20 protein-coding genes are annotated in these 18448 nt (G+C 47.6%); 5 read left to right on the top strand and 15 right to left on the bottom strand.

The window, feature by feature from the left end:
* Positions 1-53: 53 nt before the first annotated feature.
* Positions 54-1130 (bottom strand): branched-chain amino acid aminotransferase, encoded by a 1077-nt coding sequence (locus EJP77_RS13365; RefSeq protein WP_127199750.1) that lies wholly within the window; start codon positions 1128-1130, stop codon positions 54-56.
* Positions 1131-1254: 124 nt separating this feature from the next.
* On the opposite strand from EJP77_RS13365, the gene EJP77_RS13360 reads away from it, so the two are divergent.
* Positions 1255-2154 carry a LysR family transcriptional regulator gene (locus EJP77_RS13360; RefSeq protein ID WP_127199749.1) on the top strand — a complete coding sequence of 300 codons (900 nt, stop codon included), beginning with the start codon at positions 1255-1257 and terminating at the stop codon, positions 2152-2154.
* Between the two features lie 105 nt (positions 2155-2259).
* On the opposite strand, the gene EJP77_RS13355 is transcribed toward EJP77_RS13360, so the two are convergent.
* The 3 genes from EJP77_RS13355 to EJP77_RS13345 all read right to left on the bottom strand — a co-directional run bounded on the left by EJP77_RS13355 (position 2260) and on the right by EJP77_RS13345 (position 4133).
* Complete coding sequence (locus EJP77_RS13355; RefSeq protein ID WP_246021885.1) at positions 2260-2436, bottom strand: hypothetical protein; 177 nt, start codon at positions 2434-2436, stop codon at positions 2260-2262.
* 288 nt (positions 2437-2724) lie between these two features.
* A complete protein-coding gene (locus EJP77_RS13350; RefSeq protein WP_127199747.1) occupies positions 2725-3057 on the bottom strand; it encodes a four-helix bundle copper-binding protein in 333 nt (110 codons plus the stop codon).
* A 101-nt stretch (positions 3058-3158) separates the two neighbouring features.
* Entirely contained in the window at positions 3159-4133 is a 975-nt protein-coding gene (locus EJP77_RS13345) for a CobW family GTP-binding protein (protein ID WP_425464243.1), read from the bottom strand.
* A 187-nt stretch (positions 4134-4320) separates the two neighbouring features.
* On the opposite strand from EJP77_RS13345, the gene EJP77_RS13340 reads away from it, so the two are divergent.
* A complete protein-coding gene (locus EJP77_RS13340) occupies positions 4321-4836 on the top strand; it encodes a MogA/MoaB family molybdenum cofactor biosynthesis protein (RefSeq protein ID WP_127199746.1) in 516 nt (171 codons plus the stop codon).
* Positions 4837-4909: 73 nt separating this feature from the next.
* Here the strand turns inward: EJP77_RS13340 and EJP77_RS13335 are convergent, their stop codons facing one another.
* The 8 genes from EJP77_RS13335 to EJP77_RS13300 all read right to left on the bottom strand — a co-directional run bounded on the left by EJP77_RS13335 (position 4910) and on the right by EJP77_RS13300 (position 11898).
* The gene (locus EJP77_RS13335; protein ID WP_127199745.1) at positions 4910-5908 is read right to left on the bottom strand and encodes an acrylyl-CoA reductase family protein; all 999 of its coding nucleotides are present in this window, start codon (positions 5906-5908) and stop codon (positions 4910-4912) included.
* A 135-nt stretch (positions 5909-6043) separates the two neighbouring features.
* The gene (locus tag EJP77_RS13330; protein ID WP_127199744.1) at positions 6044-7501 is read right to left on the bottom strand and encodes a nicotinate phosphoribosyltransferase; all 1458 of its coding nucleotides are present in this window, start codon (positions 7499-7501) and stop codon (positions 6044-6046) included.
* 43 nt (positions 7502-7544) lie between these two features.
* Positions 7545-8093, bottom strand: a complete 549-nt coding sequence (locus tag EJP77_RS13325) for a cysteine hydrolase family protein (protein WP_127199743.1) — start codon at positions 8091-8093, stop codon at positions 7545-7547.
* A gap of 33 nt (positions 8094-8126) precedes the next feature.
* A complete protein-coding gene (locus tag EJP77_RS13320) occupies positions 8127-8909 on the bottom strand; it encodes an NUDIX domain-containing protein (protein WP_425464242.1) in 783 nt (260 codons plus the stop codon).
* 44 nt (positions 8910-8953) lie between these two features.
* Positions 8954-9358, bottom strand: a complete 405-nt coding sequence (locus EJP77_RS13315) for a PaaI family thioesterase (protein WP_127199742.1) — start codon at positions 9356-9358, stop codon at positions 8954-8956.
* Between the two features lie 91 nt (positions 9359-9449).
* Complete coding sequence (locus EJP77_RS13310) at positions 9450-9902, bottom strand: YlbF/YmcA family competence regulator (protein WP_127199741.1); 453 nt, start codon at positions 9900-9902, stop codon at positions 9450-9452.
* A gap of 46 nt (positions 9903-9948) precedes the next feature.
* A complete protein-coding gene (miaB, locus tag EJP77_RS13305) occupies positions 9949-11499 on the bottom strand; it encodes a tRNA (N6-isopentenyl adenosine(37)-C2)-methylthiotransferase MiaB (protein WP_127199740.1) in 1551 nt (516 codons plus the stop codon).
* A 192-nt stretch (positions 11500-11691) separates the two neighbouring features.
* Positions 11692-11898, bottom strand: coding sequence for a DUF1657 domain-containing protein (locus tag EJP77_RS13300; RefSeq protein WP_127199739.1), 207 nt, complete (start codon positions 11896-11898; stop codon positions 11692-11694).
* A 174-nt stretch (positions 11899-12072) separates the two neighbouring features.
* On the opposite strand from EJP77_RS13300, the gene EJP77_RS13295 reads away from it, so the two are divergent.
* From EJP77_RS13295 to spoVAD, 3 genes are read left to right on the top strand one after another with little or no spacing between them, the layout of a single operon-like run.
* Positions 12073-12933: a DUF421 domain-containing protein gene (locus EJP77_RS13295; protein WP_127199738.1), complete on the top strand. Its 861-nt coding sequence runs from the start codon at positions 12073-12075 to the stop codon at positions 12931-12933.
* A gap of 12 nt (positions 12934-12945) precedes the next feature.
* Positions 12946-13452, top strand: a complete 507-nt coding sequence (gene spoVAC, locus EJP77_RS13290; RefSeq protein WP_127199737.1) for a stage V sporulation protein AC — start codon at positions 12946-12948, stop codon at positions 13450-13452.
* Position 13453: 1 nt separating this feature from the next.
* Positions 13454-14473: a stage V sporulation protein AD gene (gene spoVAD, locus EJP77_RS13285; RefSeq protein ID WP_127199736.1), complete on the top strand. Its 1020-nt coding sequence runs from the start codon at positions 13454-13456 to the stop codon at positions 14471-14473.
* A gap of 461 nt (positions 14474-14934) precedes the next feature.
* On the opposite strand, the gene pduL is transcribed toward spoVAD, so the two are convergent.
* From pduL to EJP77_RS13270, 3 genes are all read right to left on the bottom strand, one after another.
* Positions 14935-15507, bottom strand: coding sequence for a phosphate propanoyltransferase (pduL, locus tag EJP77_RS13280; protein WP_127199735.1), 573 nt, complete (start codon positions 15505-15507; stop codon positions 14935-14937).
* A gap of 116 nt (positions 15508-15623) precedes the next feature.
* Entirely contained in the window at positions 15624-16490 is an 867-nt protein-coding gene (locus tag EJP77_RS13275; RefSeq protein WP_127199734.1) for a 2-oxoacid:ferredoxin oxidoreductase subunit beta, read from the bottom strand.
* A 1-nt stretch (position 16491) separates the two neighbouring features.
* Positions 16492-18267, bottom strand: coding sequence for a 2-oxoacid:acceptor oxidoreductase subunit alpha (locus EJP77_RS13270; protein ID WP_127199733.1), 1776 nt, complete (start codon positions 18265-18267; stop codon positions 16492-16494).
* Positions 18268-18448 lie beyond the last annotated feature (181 nt).

Genomic DNA, 18448 nt, shown 5'->3' with positions numbered 1-18448 from the left:
ATGTCCCAGAGCCAGGAAATGGCTGCTGGAACACCCCCTAAATGCATCATGAATTAGGACTTAGGCAGCTCAACAACCCATCCCTTAGGTCCTTCAATTCGGCCAAGCTGAATCGATGTGAGTGTCTCATACAGCTTGCCTGCAAGCTCGCCTGTCTCTCCCTGATTAATGATTAACTGTTCATCACGCCAATGCAGTTCACCAATTGGAGAGATTACTGCTGCAGTACCAGTTCCAAAGGCTTCTTCCAAAGTCCCCTCCTGATGAGCTTGATAAATCTCTTCCATGGAGATCTGCCGTTCTTCAACGGTGATTCCCATCTGCTTAAGAAGCTCGATGATTGAATTTCGTGTAATGCCATCCAGGATACTTCCATTCAGAGCAGGAGTAATCACCTTGCCGTTAATCTTGAAGAATACATTCATACTTCCTACTTCTTCAATATATTGCTTATGCACGCCATCCAGCCACAGAACTTGAGAGTATCCCTTCTCAGATGCTTCTTCCTGGGCTTTGAGTCCAGCAGCATAGTTCCCGGCCGTCTTGGCATTACCAACGCCTCCGGCAACGGCCCGGACATATCCGGATTCTACATAAATCTTTACAGGATGAATTCCCTCTTCGTAATAAGATCCTACTGGGGAAAGGATAATCATGAATTTATACTGAGTCGAAGGCGCTACACCAAGAGCAGCCTCTGTTGCAATGATAAAGGGCCGGATATAGAGCGAAGTTCCTTCGGATGAAGGAATCCAGTCCTGATCCACCGTGAGCAGTTTCAACAGGGCATCCAGGGCAAGTTCTTCATCAAGCTCAGGTATGCTGAGTCTGGCATTGGACAGATTCAGACGTTTGAAGTTCCGGTCTGGACGGAACAGTAAGATACGGCCATCATTAGTGCGATATGCCTTTAGACCTTCAAAGACACTTTGTCCATAGTGGAAAATTTTGGCTGCAGGGTCGAGTGTGATGGGCTGATAAGGAATAACCCGCGGGGAATGCCAACCCTTACCTTTGTCATAATCGAGAATGAACATATGATCCGTGTAGTATTTACCGAATCCGAGTTCATGGTCGGCTGGCTTTTGTTTCTTGCTGCTGCTTTCTTCAATCGTGATTGTATAGGTCATCTCATAACGCTCCTTCACTGCTGCACATTAATTAATTAAATGTTATCATTACTTCATACATATTGAAAAGGATCAATTTTATCGGAATTCCATACTTTTTAAGTATATAAGGAGTGCGGACCTTATGGATTTGAGACAAATGCGTTATTTTCTTGCTATTGCAAGAGAAGGTCAGATTACAAAGGCAGCCAGAGTGCTCAACATGGAGCAGCCTCCACTAAGCAGACAGCTCAAGCTGATTGAGCAGGAGCTGGGTGTCACTCTTTTTGACCGCAGTGGAAAGACTCTTCGTCTTACTCCGTCAGGAGAACTATTAAAGGAACGCTCTGAATCGCTCCTGCTCCAATTCAACGAAACGATAAAGGAAGTGAAGGAACACAACGAAGGGATCCAAGGCTCCCTATCCATCGGATCTGTAGTGTCTTGTATTTCCCTGCTCCCCCGTCCTATTGAATTATTCCGTGAACAGTATCCCAAGATTACATTCAAGATTATGGAGGGAGATCACTTTCTACTGGGTGACCAGCTGGCTAAAGGCATGATTGAACTCATCGTCGCCCGGCTTCCTTTTGAAGCAGATTTGAATGAACAATTCGAGGTTCTGCCTCTTCCTTCGGATCCTTATGTTGCTGTCGTTCCAAGCGAATCGTTCCAGGCAGGCAGTCTCCGGACCATGAATATGCGTGAGTTGGCGGACCTGCCCTTTCTCACCCTGAAGACAGATCAGACCACACGCATGCACGAACAAGTCCTGCAGGAATGCAGAAGACATGGATTCGAGCCCAATATCATATGCGAATGCTCCAGTGTGGCCATTATTATAGCCCTTGTTGCTGCTGGAATCGGCGCTACCGTACTGCCGGAGTCGGTCATGAGTGCATTCCCTATTCCCCAGATCCGAACGGTACAATTATCGGATGCTCATTTTCAATCGGACGTAGGCTTAGTGTGGCTAAAGGAACGATATTTAACCAAGAGTGCACGGCGGTTCATCGAACGTTTCGCCCAAGATGTTTTATCTTAATTACAATGGCCATTTTCCGTATATTTATCTCGGGTTGCTACTTCTTCTATGAAAAAAATCCAGGCCAGCAAATCGCATAAATCACGATCTGCCGGCCTGGTCTCATTAACTCAGTGTTTTGCCATTCATTTCAAACTCGGTTTGGTGCCATTCCCGAATCATACGCTGTAGAAAATGACCCTCTTGATTTCCTAATCCATATTGGTTCTCCTTGACGATCATCTCGCCAATCCGTCGTCTCAACATTTCACTTCGGCGTTCCAACACTTCATCATAAGCCAAGTATGCCATCTCCTCTTTCGTTTCTTTGCGAGCAATGAACCCACAAGATCAAGTATAAAGACAATTCCTTTGTTGGTAAAACGGACTATACCGTCAAAAGATTAGCTCAGGTCAGCTGAGTTAGAATGGAAGAAGCAGGTCCGTCCATATTTATAGAAATCCTTACATATCCTCACGGATCATCCAGATTCCTTCCACTCTGTGGAAGTTAGGTGTATAGGAGACGATGGACTATCCCCGGCTGCGCTGGCTGCCTGGTGGTGTCTACTGCCATGTCAGTGAGTTCAGTTAGGCACTATGTACACAGCTAAGCTCAATCATCCGCTTGCAAGCATCGGCGCACTTTTGGCAGTGATCATGCTCATGCTGAGAGCACTCCTTGGCACATGCTTCGCATGCTTTGGCACACAGCTCCATAATTTCTTTTGCAAAAATGGTTCCACGAGATAAGGCATCAGCTGTAAACATACAAATGTCAGCACATTCCCGCACAAGACGGATACAGTCTCTTAGCGAAGCTAATTCATATTCCTTCAAGCTAGAGACATAACAGTAATTACAAGCATTCATACACTCCAGGCTGGCATCTATAAATTCGCGATATTGTTGATCTTGAGTCATAATAACCAATCCTCCTGAACATTTGTTCTCGAATATGCTCGATTTTCTTACTATGTAATTACCGTACTCCGTCCCAGTTGAAACGAGACCCTGCCAAATTCCTAGATACTACCAGAGGATTTTACGCTTTCCTCCAGCTCTATCAATCGGCTTGCCAGCAACTGCTTGTCAAAATGCTCCCCGATAAACACCGCGACATCCGGTATATTGCCTTGTGGGTTAATCCTCATATAATCCGATTCACGGTAAGCATACTGAAATAAGAAACGGCTGGAAGTATCCGAGAATGTCAGGACCCCCTTGCCCCGGTAGATGTCTCTTGGCAGCTCTTTGATGAATTGCTCGAACAATTCACTATTTACGGCAGACCGGAAGTAGTGCGTATACACGGTGACATGTTCATGCGAGGCATGAGTGTGATCATGCTCTCTGTGATCGGACTCCTGATGACCGCCTTGGAACTGGAGCAGCTCAGACAGATTAACCTGACACTTCACAGCCGGAATAATCCTTGCAAAAGAGTTCCAGCTTGCAAGCTGCCCGCGCAGCTCGTCCGCCTCTTCCTGATCCACTCTATCGATTTTGTTCAAAATCAGCACCGATCCGCAGCGAATCTGCTCCTGCATCAGCCGGTAGGTCTTCCCCTTCTGAGTTCTCGCCAGTTCAAGTAAATGAGGTGCATCCACGACCGTAATCATCGGCTTGATCTCCAGCTTCTGATAAAGCGCGACCTCTGCAACCGCATCAAGAACCTCCATCGGGTTAGCTGCGCCTGTGGCTTCAATTACGACCACGTCAGGCTTTTCCTTGGCGATCAGCTCGGACATTTCACTGCTTAAGTCCGCACGAATGGAACAGCAGATACACCCGCTAAGCATCTCAGCCATGGGAACTTCCTCTTCCACAAGAAGACCATCCAGGTTCACATCTCCAATTTCATTCATAACTACAGCTGGCCTAAGGCCTTGATTCTTCCAGTAAGTAATGAGCTGCTGAAGCAGTGTCGTCTTACCGCTGCCCAGAAATCCGGATAAAATATACACAGGTATCACTTGTTGTTGTTCCACGTTCATCATTTCTCCTCCGCCCTTGTCAATAAACCTTGAAAGCGAGTTTACTACATGCAGATTATGGATGCAAGCGACAGGATCGATGAGAGGTAAAGACTCTTCCTTTTAGGGTAAGTCTATAGTTTGTGCTAGAATAGGATATGCCCATCTATAACTCTCTTAAATTCCTCAACAAGAAAGCGAGAAGGTTACTATGCTCAGATCTGTAGATGAACACCGCAGTGAAGCTCCACGCTCTGTCAGATGTATGGTTATCACGGTATCGGATACCCGCACTCCAGAAACCGATAGCAGCGGCACGCTAATGAAAAGCCTGCTTGAAGAGCACGGTTATGTGATCGAAGGATACCGGATCGTTCAGGATGACTATGATGATATTCGTCAGCTGCTTAGAGAAGCGGCCGCAAATCCGGCAATAGAAGCTGTTCTCCTAACCGGAGGTACCGGCATCGCTCCGCGAGATACGACTTATGAAGCAGTCCGAAGTCTTCTGAACAAGGAACTGCCCGGATTTGGAGAAATATTCAGATACTTAAGCTTCACCGAGGATATTGGTTCTGCAGCCATCTTGAGCCGGGCTATTGCCGGTACAATCGGCACTACGGCCGTCTTCTCTATGCCTGGCTCTAAAGGTGCGGTTAAGCTGGCGATGGAGCGGATCATTCTTCCGGAGCTGCGCCATGTCATGCGTGAAATATACAAGAAATAATACGGCATAACACAAAACACTTCTGTCAATAGAGACAGAAGTGTTTTCGCATTAGATTGAGATTAGGCTTGAATCAGCCGAGTCTTACCACTTGTCTACCTACCGCTTCCCCGGCGAGTACGACCTTAAGCGCCCTAGGCAGCTCTTCTAGGCTGAACTCGCTGATTGCCCGCTTGAGAACCCGTTCCGGCTTCCATTCCCCGGAGAGCTGATCCCACAGCTTCTGGCGCAGCGGCATCGGACACATGACCGAGTCAATCCCCAGCAGCTGAATTCCGCGCAGTATGAAAGGATACACGGTGGCGTCGAACTTACCGCCGCCCGTCATACCGGACAGGGCGATAGCTCCGCCATACCGGATCACCTTGAGCAGCTCACCGGTGCCCGGGCCGCCGACAGGATCCACCACGGCGGCCCACTGCTCCCGGCCAAGCGCGCCCTTGGCCGCGCTTGCAGCAAGCTCGGCGCGCGAGATCACGCCCGCCGCGCCCAAGTCCCGCAGCATCGCCTCCTGCGGGGCTTTGCCTGTGCTGGCCGTCACCTCGAAGCCCAGCTTCGAGAGGATGTCGACGGCCATGCTGCCCACACCGCCGGTGGCCCCGGTGACAAGAACGGGGCCCTTCTCCGGCGTAAGCCCGCTGCGCAGCAGCAGCTCCGCCGAGAGCGCCGTTGTGAAGCCGGCCGTGCCAATGGCCATGGCTTCCTTGGCCGAGAGGCCGTCCGGCCGGCGGACTAGCCATTCGGCCGGCAGCCTTGCGTATTCGGCGTACCCGCCTTCATGCGACACACCAAGCCCGTATCCTGTGCAGAGCACCTGATCTCCTGGCCTAAATTCACTGTTCCCTGGCTCAATCACTTCGCCAGCCAGGTCGATCCCCGGAATGAACGGATACCGCTGCACAATTTTGCCTTCTGGAATACTTGCCAAACCATCTTTATAGTTGACACTGGAATACTGTACCTTGATCAGGACTTCTCCTTGCGGGAGATCCTGCTGCCCGATCTCCTCCACAAGAGCGCGGAACCCCTGCTCATCCTGGTGTACCCGAAATGCGCGAAAAGAAGCATCCATGTGATTTCCTCCTGAACAACTCGCTAGATTTAATGTCAAAATCCCCCGTTAATCCCCGCTTCTCGAATGATCCATGTCGAGTTACGCTGGATTTCCGAATTTCCTGCGCTTTCCCGAGAAATAATCGGGAACCGTCTATTCCTCGAGGTCAGGTTCCAAATACGCCTCAAGCAGTTTTTGCTTCATATCCAGGGTCTCCTGGCTTAAGCTGACCCGGTATATTTCAGGGTTCAGCTTACGCAGATACTCAGGCCAGAACAACTGCATCTGCTCCTTATGATAATCGCGAATCTGCTCAAGCGTTGGAAGCTCATAGACAAGCTTCCCTTCTACAAAGATCGGTTCCAGCAGCTTAACAGCATTGAAATGCTTAACGGTCTTCTGGAGGTAAGGATGCAGCGGATTAATCAATTTCAATTTGCCGCCTGCCTTAGGATTCTCCTCATGAGGAAGGTTAATATAATCCGCAATGGCCTTGTTGCTGCCGCTGCTGATAATGCGATAGACTTCCTTTTTGCCTGGGGTTGTGACTTTTTCCGGATTCCCCGAGATCTTGATCGTAGGCTCCATCTTGCCGTCCTTCTCTCGTTCAACAAGCTTGTAGACTCCGCCCAAGGCTGGCTGGTCTGCCGCAGTGATCAACTGGGTGCCTACGCCCCAAATATCAATTTTGGCTCCCTGTGCTTTGAGGTTGAAGATAGTATTCTCATCCAGATCATTAGATGCCACTATTTTCACATAGTCCAGACCTGCTTCATCCAGCATTTTGCGGGCTTGAATGGACAAGTATGCCAAATCCCCGCTGTCTAGTCTAATTCCAACCATTCGTTTGCCTATAGACTCCAGATGCTTCGCTGTCTGAATGGCATGAGGAACTCCGCTCTTCAGGGTATCAAAAGTATCGACCAGCAGGGTAACCTGATCCGGCATAGCTTTGGCGTACATCTCGAAGGCTTCCTGTTCATTATCGAACAGCTGTACCCAGGAATGGGCATGGGTCCCCTTGGTCGGAATTCCGAACAATTCACCTGCGAGCATATTGGAGGTCGCATCGAATCCGGATATGTATGAAGCCCGTGCTCCCCAGACTGCGGCATCCGCTTCCTGGGCTCTGCGGGTTCCGAATTCAAGCAGCACATCCTGCTCTGCTACCTGTTTGATTCGGGAAGCTTTGGTTGCAATCAAGGTCTGATAGTTCATGAAATTAAGTATTGCAGTCTCTATAAGCTGAGTCTCCATAATATTGCCTTCCACACGAATTAGTGGCTCATTCGGGAATACCAATGCACCTTCACGCATGGAGTGTATGCTTCCGTGAAATTTGAAGCTGCGGAGCAGATCCAGAAATTCCGGCTTGTAATTCTCTTCCTGCTTGGCCAAGTAGGCCAAATCCTGTTCCGTGAAGTGCAGATTGTTAATATAGCTAACAATTCGCTCAAGCCCGGCGAATACAGCATATCCGTTCCCGAACGGCAGCTTGCGGAAATAAGCCTCAAAGACGGCCTTTCTTAAATGGGTTCCATTCATCCAGTGTGCATAAATCATATTGATCTGATATTTATCGGTATGAAGCGCTAAGCTATTGGTTTGCATGTCTCTCTTCCTCTCGCTTCCTGCCTCAAGTGCAGACAGTTAATTAGGCTTGTTCACTGTGCTTGACTTCAGCACCAAGACTGCCTTTGAAATGCCCCAGTGCCCAGTGATGTCCTGCTTCATTAAAGCTGGCAACAGCATCCTCGAACACGGTGATTCTGAATCCTTTGTTATAAGCATCCACTGCGGTATGCAGCACACAGATATCTGTACACACCCCGATCAGATGAACTTCCTTAATCCCCCGTTCGCGAAGCCGCAGTTCAAGGTCTGTTCCGCAGAAAGCGCTGTAACGCGTCTTATCCATCCAATAAATCTGCTGCTTATGATCCTCATATACCTGCCCCAAGGAACCAAAAAGCTCCCGTCCCTCGGTTCCCCGAATATTGTGAGGCGGAAAAAGCCGGGTCTCCGGGTGATAAGGATCTCCTGCTTCATGCATATCAACTGCCATGACCACGAAATCACCCTGGCGAACATATTGTTCGGTCATCTTGGATACCACAGGCTCAATCAGGACAGCCGGCTCTCCTACAGGGAGACTGCCATTCACAAAATCATTAGTGAAATCAATCACGATTAAGGCTTTCATAGGTCATCTCCTTTATTAGTTTATCCCCAAAAATCAGGTGTAGATGGACAACTGCGGAGTAAAATCCGTAAATCGGTACAGCTGCGCGGGCCGCTGGGAATATTGATTGGACAACAAAGGCTGTCCGTTCTCATCTCTTACTTCCTCCAGAATCCCTTGTCTGCTGCGGGTTGAGGTGATTTTACGAATGAAATTAAGCTCTGCAAAATCAGGCACAACCGTCTGAATAACCTGATAAAGCTCACTCAGTGTGAAATGCTCAGGCAAGAATTGCTTCGCAATTGTAGTTTGAAGCATCTGCTGTTGTATTCTTTTGTAAGCATCCTTAAGGATTTCACGATGGTCAAAAGCAAGCTCCAGCTCTTCAAGCGCCTCCTTCATCGTGAACAGCCCCACCTTCTGGGCATCATCGGCCGCCTTTCTCTTCTCAAGTACCCATTCTTCCACAAAAGCAAAAAAAGCATGGGAGATGATCCATCCCCTGGGGTCCCTTCCAGGCTTGCTGTACACGCCCAAATATTCAAGGTGCCTACCTTCTACTCCTGTCTCTTCCATCAATTCTCTGCTGGCTGTCTCATACAGAGATTCGTCTTCCTGCGAGAAGCCTCCTGGAAGAGCCCAAGCCCCGGCGAACGGCCAACTTTTGCGCCGGATCAGCATGACCTTGAGATCGAATATTGGCAGTGATTTGGTTGCGGCACGTCGCTCCTGCTTCGTTAAGGTGAACATCACAATATCAGCAGGAATTCCGTCCGGGGTTCTGTACTTCTTCGCATCATAGGGCGGCCTATTCTGCTCCTGTCCATTTGTCATCATACATCACCACGTCATTTTATTTGTCTGAAGATTAATCTAATTTATTACCTTTTTTTCTCACTGGGTAATCGGAAAGTTGCGGTTGCCATGCAGCCCAAGACCTCATCCTTATCACGAATCTCAGCGTGCAGAGTAAGAGTCCGGTAAGTTTCATGCACGGGATATGCGGTCACAAAGAGTTCTCCCAGGCCCATCGGTGCGAGAAAATTCACATTCAAATGTGTCGTTACTCCCTGACGTCCATCCTTTGCTGCAATCACAGCAAAACCCATCACCTGATCCATGAGAGACGAGAGAACCCCGCCGTGGACAATCCCCATCGAATTCAGGTGTCGTGGCTCAATCGTCAGCGCCGCTTCAACCTTGTTCTTCTCGACACTCAACACGCGTCCTCCGAGATGCCCCCAAAATGAGTTGTTACTTCGTTCCATGATTTCTGCCCATTCCATCCTGTAGTTCCTCCATTCACTGTGTCTCTGAGCATTCATGCATAATGAATAAAAAAAGTGCGGAAGTAGTAAGCCCCCGCACATCATTCCATTAATCGCAGCTGCTTGGAGCCGCTTCGGTTCCAGCTTCTACATTCACTTTCTGCGATACCGTGTCACGGATAACAGACACGACAAGCTGAAGCAGATAATTAATATCGCTCTGACTTTGCTGGAATTCGGTCACAAGCGGAATACTGTCTATTTCATCCTGAAGCTCTTCAATTTCCTTCTCAATTTTGGCAACCATCGCTTTGTTCTCAAAGGACTCGAAGGCCACAATCTCCTTCTGCTTCTTCTTAATGGTCTGGATAAGGCCTTGGACACGCTCATGATTTTGGATTTTTTGTTCCGCCTTCTTGAAGTGTTCCACTTCCTCGCTGGTTCCAATCAATTCAGCAAGTTCCTTGGCTTTCGCCATAATATCTTCACGAATGACCAAATCTTTAGTATCAAAAGTAGGCATTCCGCAATCATTATACTGCATGTTATCAAGCTGTCCCATGGTACAATTCCCCCAATTTATAGTTTAGCCATATCTGCCTGACTTATTATACTGTTGTTACCGGTTCGGGAACGATATTTCCCTTGATGTACCAAGTCATTGGATCTGTGATCTCCACATGTACGAACGTACCGATCAGATCCGGGGATCCTTCGAAATGCACCAGCTTGTTACTTCGTGTTCTTCCGGCTAGAACCTTCTCATTATTCTTGCTTTCACCTTCAACCAGGACCTCAACAACCGAACCTACAACTTTATCGTTGCTTAGGCGGCTGTTCTCGTTAATCGCATCATTCAGACGCTGCAGGCGCGCCTTCTTGACTCCCAGAGGGACATTATCCTCCATCACTGCAGCTGGAGTCCCTTCCCTTGGCGAATAAATAAAGGTATAGGCCGAGTCGTAACCAACCTCTTTGACCAGAGAGAGTGTGTCTTCAAACTGTTCATCCGTCTCACCCGGGAAGCCTACGATAATATCCGTAGTGAGAACCACGTCCGGAATTGCTGACTTAATCTTACGGGCAAGATCAAGATAGTGCTCTCTGGAGTATTTTCGGCTCATTCTCTTCAAGATTTCCGTGCTTCCGGATTGAACCGGAAGATGGATATGTTCAACCAGATTGCCGCCTTTAGCCAGCACCGCTATGAGATCATCATCGAAATCACGCGGGTGTGAGGTCATAAAGCGGACACGTGGAATATCAATCTGTCTAAGGTCGTCCATCAGATTCGCAAATGAGTATTCGATATCGGTAAAGTCTTTGCCGTATGCGTTGACATTTTGTCCGAGGAGTGTAATTTCCTTAAATCCTTGCCGCGCCAGCTCGCGCACTTCGGCAATCACGTCTTCAGGTCTGCGGCTGCGTTCTTTGCCCCTTGTAAAAGGAACGATGCAGTATGTACAGAACTTATCACAGCCGTACATAATGTTCACCCATGCCCGCATACCTTCCCGTTTCTTCGGCAGATTCTCAATGATATCGCCCTCTTTGGACCATACTTCTACCACCATCTCTTTGCTGAAAATCGCCTCTTGAATCAAATGCGGCAGACGGTGAATATTATGGGTACCGAAGATCATGTCGACAAAGCTGTGCTTCTGCATAATCCGGTTCACAACGTTCTCTTCCTGAGACATGCATCCACAGACGCCAAGCAGAAGACCCGGTCTCTCAAGCTTAAGTGTCTTTAGATGTCCAAGCTCTCCGAACACTTTATCCTCCGCATTCTCTCTGATCGCGCAGGTGTTCAGCAGGATCAGATCAGCCTCCTTGCGGTCTTCCGTGGACTGATAGCCCATTTGCTCGAGCAGGCCTTTGATGGTCTCTGTGTCATGCTCATTCATCTGACAACCATAAGTATATACGATGTAGCGCTTGCCTCGTCCCAAGTCCTTCAGGCTTTCCGGAACTGTGTTCTCATACAGGACTTTTACGTCTTCCTTACCGCGCTGCTTCTCCTGTCTATGATTGGGTTCAGACATAATGTGAATTTCCCGACCACGAATTCGTATTTTTTTGCCGGTTTCGTCCTCAGAAATGACTTTGGCATCTGAGAAATCAAAATATTTGGAGTAATCCTTTTTCTTCTCCGCCATGCTTCCGGTTCACTCCTTCAAATCATCTATCGACTCCCGTCTACGGGAGATTACAATAAAAAAGCATTACATCAAATTATACCATACCTAAATCCGCTAATCTATTAGGTTTGACCGCAATCCAAAAAACCGTACCCTGATCGGGAACGGTTTTTTGGAATCAAGACATGTTACCTTAGAAGCTTCGCCAATTTAGAAACCTTTATATTGAGGCTCTTCATTTTCAAGCTGCTGAACACGGCTTTCAACTTGGTTAACAATCTGCTGAGTTTGGGCAGCTGCGTCTGTGAACAGGGTTTTAGCCTCTTGGTTTTGAGTACTCAGTGCAAATGCCTCCAAGCTCGCTTGGGCACTCTTCAAAGATGCAACGGTTGTTTTCACCTGCGATGCAACGGTCATCAGAAATCACCTCCTTATCCTTCTAGGCTCATAATTTAACCTGCCCCGGTCGATTTCATAACTGGAAAAAAAAACACCAACTTCCAGTATCTTATTTCATTAAAAATCAAAGCAAATACAAATAATTGAGAGGATAAGTTCACTGCTGAGTATACAGGAAGGAGATCATCTGTAATGCCTGAATGGTTAGAAGTTGTTATAAGGACACTTGCCGCCGTAGTTTTCCTGTTCATCCTTACCCGGCTGCTCGGCAAGCGGCAGATTTCCCAGCTATCTTTCTTTGAATACATTACGGGTATTACCATCGGAGATCTGGCTGCAGTCGTATCCTTAGAGCTGGATGGCAGTTGGTACCTTGGCGTTATATCCTTGGCTGTATGGGTTGCCATCTCGTTGTTAATTGAGTTTCTACAGCTAAAGAGCAAGAAAGCCCGTGGAATCATAGATAGCAGCGGTACTGTGCTGATCAAGGACGGTAAGGTATTAGAAGATAATTTAAAGAAAGAGAAGCTCACCAACGAGGAGTTACTTGAGCAGCTGCGGAAGAAGAGCGTCTTTAAAGCCGCGGAAGTTGAGTTTGCCGTAATGGAACCTAATGGTGAAATCAATGTGCTGCTCAAAAAGGAGAATCTTCCTTTAACCCCTGCTATGCTGGGCATCAAGGTAGCTCCCGAGGTTGAACCACAGACCGTCATTCTTGATGGGGTAGCTATGCTTGAGCCGCTGGCTACAATTGGCAAAAGTATGGCTTGGCTGAATACTGAGCTGGATAAGTTGGGCGTGTCTCTGGATAACGTATATTTAGGACAAGTAGATGCCTATGGCGGACTGTTTGTTGACTTGTACGATGATCAGATTAAAGTACCCGAGCCTCAGGAACGAGCGCTATTGCTGGCTAATTTGAAAAAATGCGAAGCCGACCTGGAAATGTATTCACTTTCCACGAAGGATAAGCAGGGCAAACAGATGTTTGAACAATGCTCGATACAGCTGGACAAGGTTATCGGCAGCATCAAACCCCTGCTAAAAAGATAGGAGGCAGACATCTTGGCGAATACAAAAAAGAACAAACAAAAAAATCAAAATAAAAAACTGACTCCTGTCCAACAGGACTACAAGGAGCTATCTCAAAAACATGAGCCTAAGCGCCCTGTATTCCTAAATTGTATCCGGGCCTTTGTCAGCGGTGGACTGATCTGTCTGATCGGTGAATGTATAAGGCAGTGGTTTATCCACTACGGGGGATTTGATGAGAAAAGGGCTGGGGATCCCACCGTAGCTGTTCTGATCCTGATCTCCGTTATCATCACTAGTCTCGGATTCTACGATAAAATTGCCCAGTGGGCCGGAGCGGGTACAGCTGTTCCCGTTACCGGATTCGCCAACTCCATGGCCTCGGCAGCGATAGAACATCGCAGAGAAGGAATAGTACTGGGGATTGGATCAAATATGTTCAAATTAGCCGGGGCCGTTATTGTTTTTGGTACTGTGGCCGCTTTTCTAATTGCTTTGTTCCACTTTTTATTTATACCTGGATCATCGGGAGGTTCTTGATATGTTAAAGGGTCATCAAAGCTGGGTGTTCGAGAATAAGCCCCGTATTATATCCACAGCCACCATTGTCGGTCCTTTTGAAGGCCAGGGGCCTTTAGCTGCAGATTTCGACATTATTCACGGAGATCTATATCTTGGTCAGGACAGTTGGGAGAAGGCTGAGAAAACCTTGATCGAGGAATCATGCAAGCTGGCGATTGAGCATGCCGGTCTGACGAAAGAGGACATACAATTTCATTTTGGCGGCGACCTGATGAATCAGATCATTAGCAACAGCTTTGCCGCACGCTCACTTGGAATCCCCTACATGGGACTCTTCGGGGCCTGCTCGACCTCCATGGAAGGACTTGCCCTTGCCGCGCTTGTGGTTAATAGCGGAAGTGCTAACTATGTCTTAGCTGGCACCTGCAGCCACAATGCGAGTGCAGAGAAGCAGTTCAGATACCCTACAGAGTACGGTTCGCAGAAGCCGCCAACGGCACAGTATACCGTTACCGGCGCTGGGGCAGCTGTGGTGTCTCCTTCAGGGAATGGGCCTGTCATTACATCAGCTACCATCGGGCGTGTTATCGATATGGGAATAAGCGATCCCTTCAATATGGGTGCTGCTATGGCCCCTGCCGCGGTTGATACCATTGAGGCTCATTTTCGCGATCTTCAAATTGAACCCAGCTATTATGATCTCATTGTGACGGGAGACTTATCCAAGGTTGGGTATGCGATCGCCAATGATCTGTTCAAAGAGCATAACTTTCCGATCGAGCAGACTACTTATAAGGACTGCGGTATGATGATCTATGACTATGACAAGCAAAATGTTCAGTCGGGCGGAAGTGGATGTGCCTGCTCTGCCGTTGTCACTTACGGCCATCTCTTGCGACGCATACGCAAAGGTGAGCTCCGCCGTGTTCTCGTTGTTGCAACCGGCGCTCTGATGTCCCCTATCTCCTCTCAGCAAAAAGAGAGCATTCCGTCTATCGCACATGCGGTTTCGATTGAACGGCAGGAGTTCCAGGGTTAGCAGCTATGTACGACACAGTTAACATGTTCACACATTGAGATTACCTCACCAGATTCTTTGATCTAAACCACAAAACAGCCATATTCGGTGACAAAAGGGACATTGTTCTTTCCTACAGTTTCAAAAAGACGAGACGTAACTGGTTATACCCCTGTGTACTTGTCAGGGTATAACCAGGGCCTCTCGTCTTTTTTAGTTGCATTCAGGTGATCCAAGTCATGGAGAGGAGTTTTTGGGACTGAAGAAGCGCCAGCGTTCGCCTACAAGCTTTCTGAAAGAAAGCTACAACGGAAGCATTCGCTTAATCCTCCGATTTCATCCACCTGGAATAACCCAGGAAATCGGAGGGTAACAGCGATCGTAAGCCCAAACACTACTCATAATGACGGCGCGAAATCACCCGACACCTCTCATCAATTAAAAAAGACGAGACCCAAGGTCCCGTCTTTCTCCACACAAATCTATTCGATAATTTCTGCCGTGTCACCCGTTTTGGCTCCAGCAGCATTTGCTTCATCTGTATCGATGTGCATATCCAGAGCATAAGACTCAGACACACGTGCGATCACATTCTCAAGAATCAATCCACGCTCACCGCCAAGACGAACTTTAAGCAGCTGCTGGTCTTTAATGCCCCAATTAGCTGCATCCGAGGTATGGAAGTGAATATGACGGGCTGCCACAATGACACCCTGCTCCAATTCAACTTCGCCGGCAGGACCTTTTACAGTAATTCCGGGAGTCCCTTCGATCTTTCCCGATTCACGCACCGGAGCTTTGACTCCAATTGCAAAGGAATCTGTACGGGATATTTCAAGCTGTGAAGCAGGGCGCGCTGGTCCCAGAATACGTACTTTGTCAAATTGGCCCTTTGGACCAATTACAGCTACAGTCTCATTGGCAGCAAATTGACCGGGCTGAGACAGGGGTTTAAATTCAGTCAATTGATAGCCTTGTCCAAACAAAGCATCAATATGTTCTTGAGTTAAATGAATATGACGTGCCGATACACCTACAGGTACAGTTTTACTCATGATAGAGTGTCAACTCCTCTTTTTCTCTATAGTCTTTCAAATTCGATAACCATTATACTCCTTTCCGAATCAAAAGGAAAAGGCAGCGGGAATTCCCCCACTGCCCTACAATCAAATTATCTAAATTCTGCTACAAGTTTGTCAAATTCACTTTCAGTCAATGACAAGTTCTGACTAACAAGTGGTTCCTCACGGAAACCGGATACCAGATTCTCGTAGCTTTTCTTCGTCTTGTTCTGATAAATAAGACCTGTAATCATGCTGTTAGTCTCCATTAGCTTGGTCATTGCCATAACCCGGTTACTCGGATCATAATCAGGCACAGTTTCCAAATTCACGATGTTCTCTTTGAACCAGTCGTAAGTGTTCACTTTGTTGAACGTTACACAAGGACTGAATACGTTGATCAAGGAGAAGCCTTCATGCTGGATCCCTTGCTCGATCAAAGAAGTTAACTGCTTAAGGTCACTAGAGAAGGATTGAGCTACAAATGTAGCACCTGCAGACAACGCAATCTCCAGAGGTGACAGTGTAGTCTCAATTGCACCTTCAGGGGTACTCTTCGTCTTAAAGCCTTCACTGCTTCGAGGTGAGGTTTGGCCTTTAGTCAATCCATAAATCTGGTTATCCATAACAATGTAAGTCATATTGATATTCCGGCGAATCGCATGAACCGTATGGCCCATACCAATTGCAAAGCCGTCGCCGTCTCCACCGGAAGCTACTACTGTAAGATCACGGTTGGCAAGCTTAACCCCTTGAGCAATCGGAAGAGCACGTCCATGGATACCATGAAGGCCGTAGGCATTGATGTAACCGGAAATCCGTCCGGAGCAGCCGATACCGGAGATTACAGCAAGCTGTTCAGGCTCCAAACCAACATTGGCTGCTGCACGTTGAATAGCCGCTTGTACGGAGAAATCGCCGCATCCTGGGCACCAGTTTGGTTTGACGTTGTTGCGGAATTCTTTAAAAGTTGCCATCTTACACCAGCTCCTCACTTAGTTTCTGAGCAGATGGTCCATCGCTCAGCACTTTCTTGCTCTCCGAATATACTTCTGAAGGTAAGAACGGGTTACCGTCGTACTTCAGAACACTATTAATTTTCTCATGCAGGCCAACATTCAGCTTAATCAAGCTGGCAAGTTGTCCAGTCGCATTATTTTCAAGAACGACAACGTTCTTAGCTTTTTGTAAATGTGGAAGTACTTCTTGTACCGGGAAAGGGTGCAGCAGGCGAACCGTCATATGGCTCGTCTTGATACCTTCCGCCTCAAGATGTACACGGGCTTGATCGATCGTTCCACCCGTTGAACCCATGCCGATAATCAAGAGATCCGGCTCTTCATGAGAGCCTTGAATATGAATCGGGTTCTCAACTTCAATCTTATCCATCTTGCCCAGACGTTTATCCATCATATGGATCCGGTTAACCGGGCTTTCCGATGGACGTCCTGTCTCGTCATGCTCAACGCCGGTTACATGGTGAATCCCGTTCTTGGTGCCAGGAAGGGCACGGCTGGATACACCACTCTCAGTAAGCTCGTAACGTTTGAAGAGCGAACCATCTTCACGATCAGGGATCTCGGTTGCAATGTTACCACGGTCAATTACAATCTTATTGTAGTCTAGCTCTTCACAAGACTGTTTGCCCAAGGACAACTGGAGGTCTGTAGCCAGAATGACTGGCACTTGATATTTCTCAGCCAGGTTGAATGCCTGAACCGTATCATAGAAGCACTCTTCAATTGAACTAGGAGATAGAACAATCTTTGGAATCTCACCATGGGTTCCGTAGATCAAGGCGTGAATATCACTTTGCTCCTGCTTGGTTGGAAGACCTGTACTTGGACCCCCGCGCTGGGTATCTACGATAACCACTGGCGTTTCCGTCATCCCGGCTAGGCCAATAGCCTCCATCATTAGAGACAGACCAGGACCAGCAGAAGCTGTCATCGTTCTAACACCTGCATAATTGGAACCAATTGCCATGGTAATGGCTGCGATTTCATCCTCAGTCTGAACAACAGTTCCGCCAAACTTTGGCAGCTTCTTGATCAGATATTCCATAATTTCAGAAGCAGGTGTAATCGGATAAGCACTCATAATCCGGCAGCCGGCTGCAAGGGCACCCAGTGCAATTGCATCGTTACCGATCATGAACAGCTTTTGCTTGCCGTCAGCTGGTTCAAGCTTGAACTCTTCCAGTGGTCCGCCTGCAAGCTCCAGCACGTACTCCGCGCCGCGGCGTACAGCTTCAATATTCTTCTCAACGATTGCCGGACCTTTACGTCCGAATTCCTCTTCAACTGCTTTATTAAATACTTCGAGAGGGAGTCCGAGCAGCGCCCAAGAAGCCCCTGAAGCAACCATATTCTTCATTAGGGAAGTTCCAAGCTCTTCCGCGATCGCCGTAATTGGCACCGCAAACAAAGTAGCTTTTGTTCCTTCCGGAATTGTAGGATTAAATTTAGCATCTGCGACAACGACTCCGCCTTCACGAAGCTCGTGTGCATTGAAATCAATACTTTCTTGGTCAAAAGCAACCAGAATATCCAGGTCATCGGAAATTGCCCGAATCGGCGTCGTACTGATGCGAATTTTATTGTTTGTGTGCCCGCCTTTAATCCGTGAGGAGAAATGACGATATCCATACAAATAGTAACCTAGTCTGTTCAATGCTGTAGAGAAAATGCGGTCTGTACTTTCTACACCTTCACCTTGCTGTCCACCGATCTTCCATGATAATTGATTAATCAAGATCGCCCACCCCTTCAATCGTATCACATTAAGAGATATCCACTTGCATGAATTTAGAGAATAAAAGAGACATCGGTATGTCTTAAGACCTATGCCAGTTATGAATATTCTGTAGCATAACCATGTCAATTTTATGTCTATACAGACTAAAAAGCAAGCGTTTTCTCGAGATTTTCATATA

Source organism: Paenibacillus zeisoli (assembly GCF_003994465.1).
GTDB classification, from domain to species: Bacteria; Bacillota; Bacilli; order Paenibacillales; family Paenibacillaceae; genus Fontibacillus; species Fontibacillus zeisoli.
The sequence above is the reverse complement of the archived record's forward strand: the minus strand, read 5'-3'. Positions and strand labels throughout refer to the sequence as shown.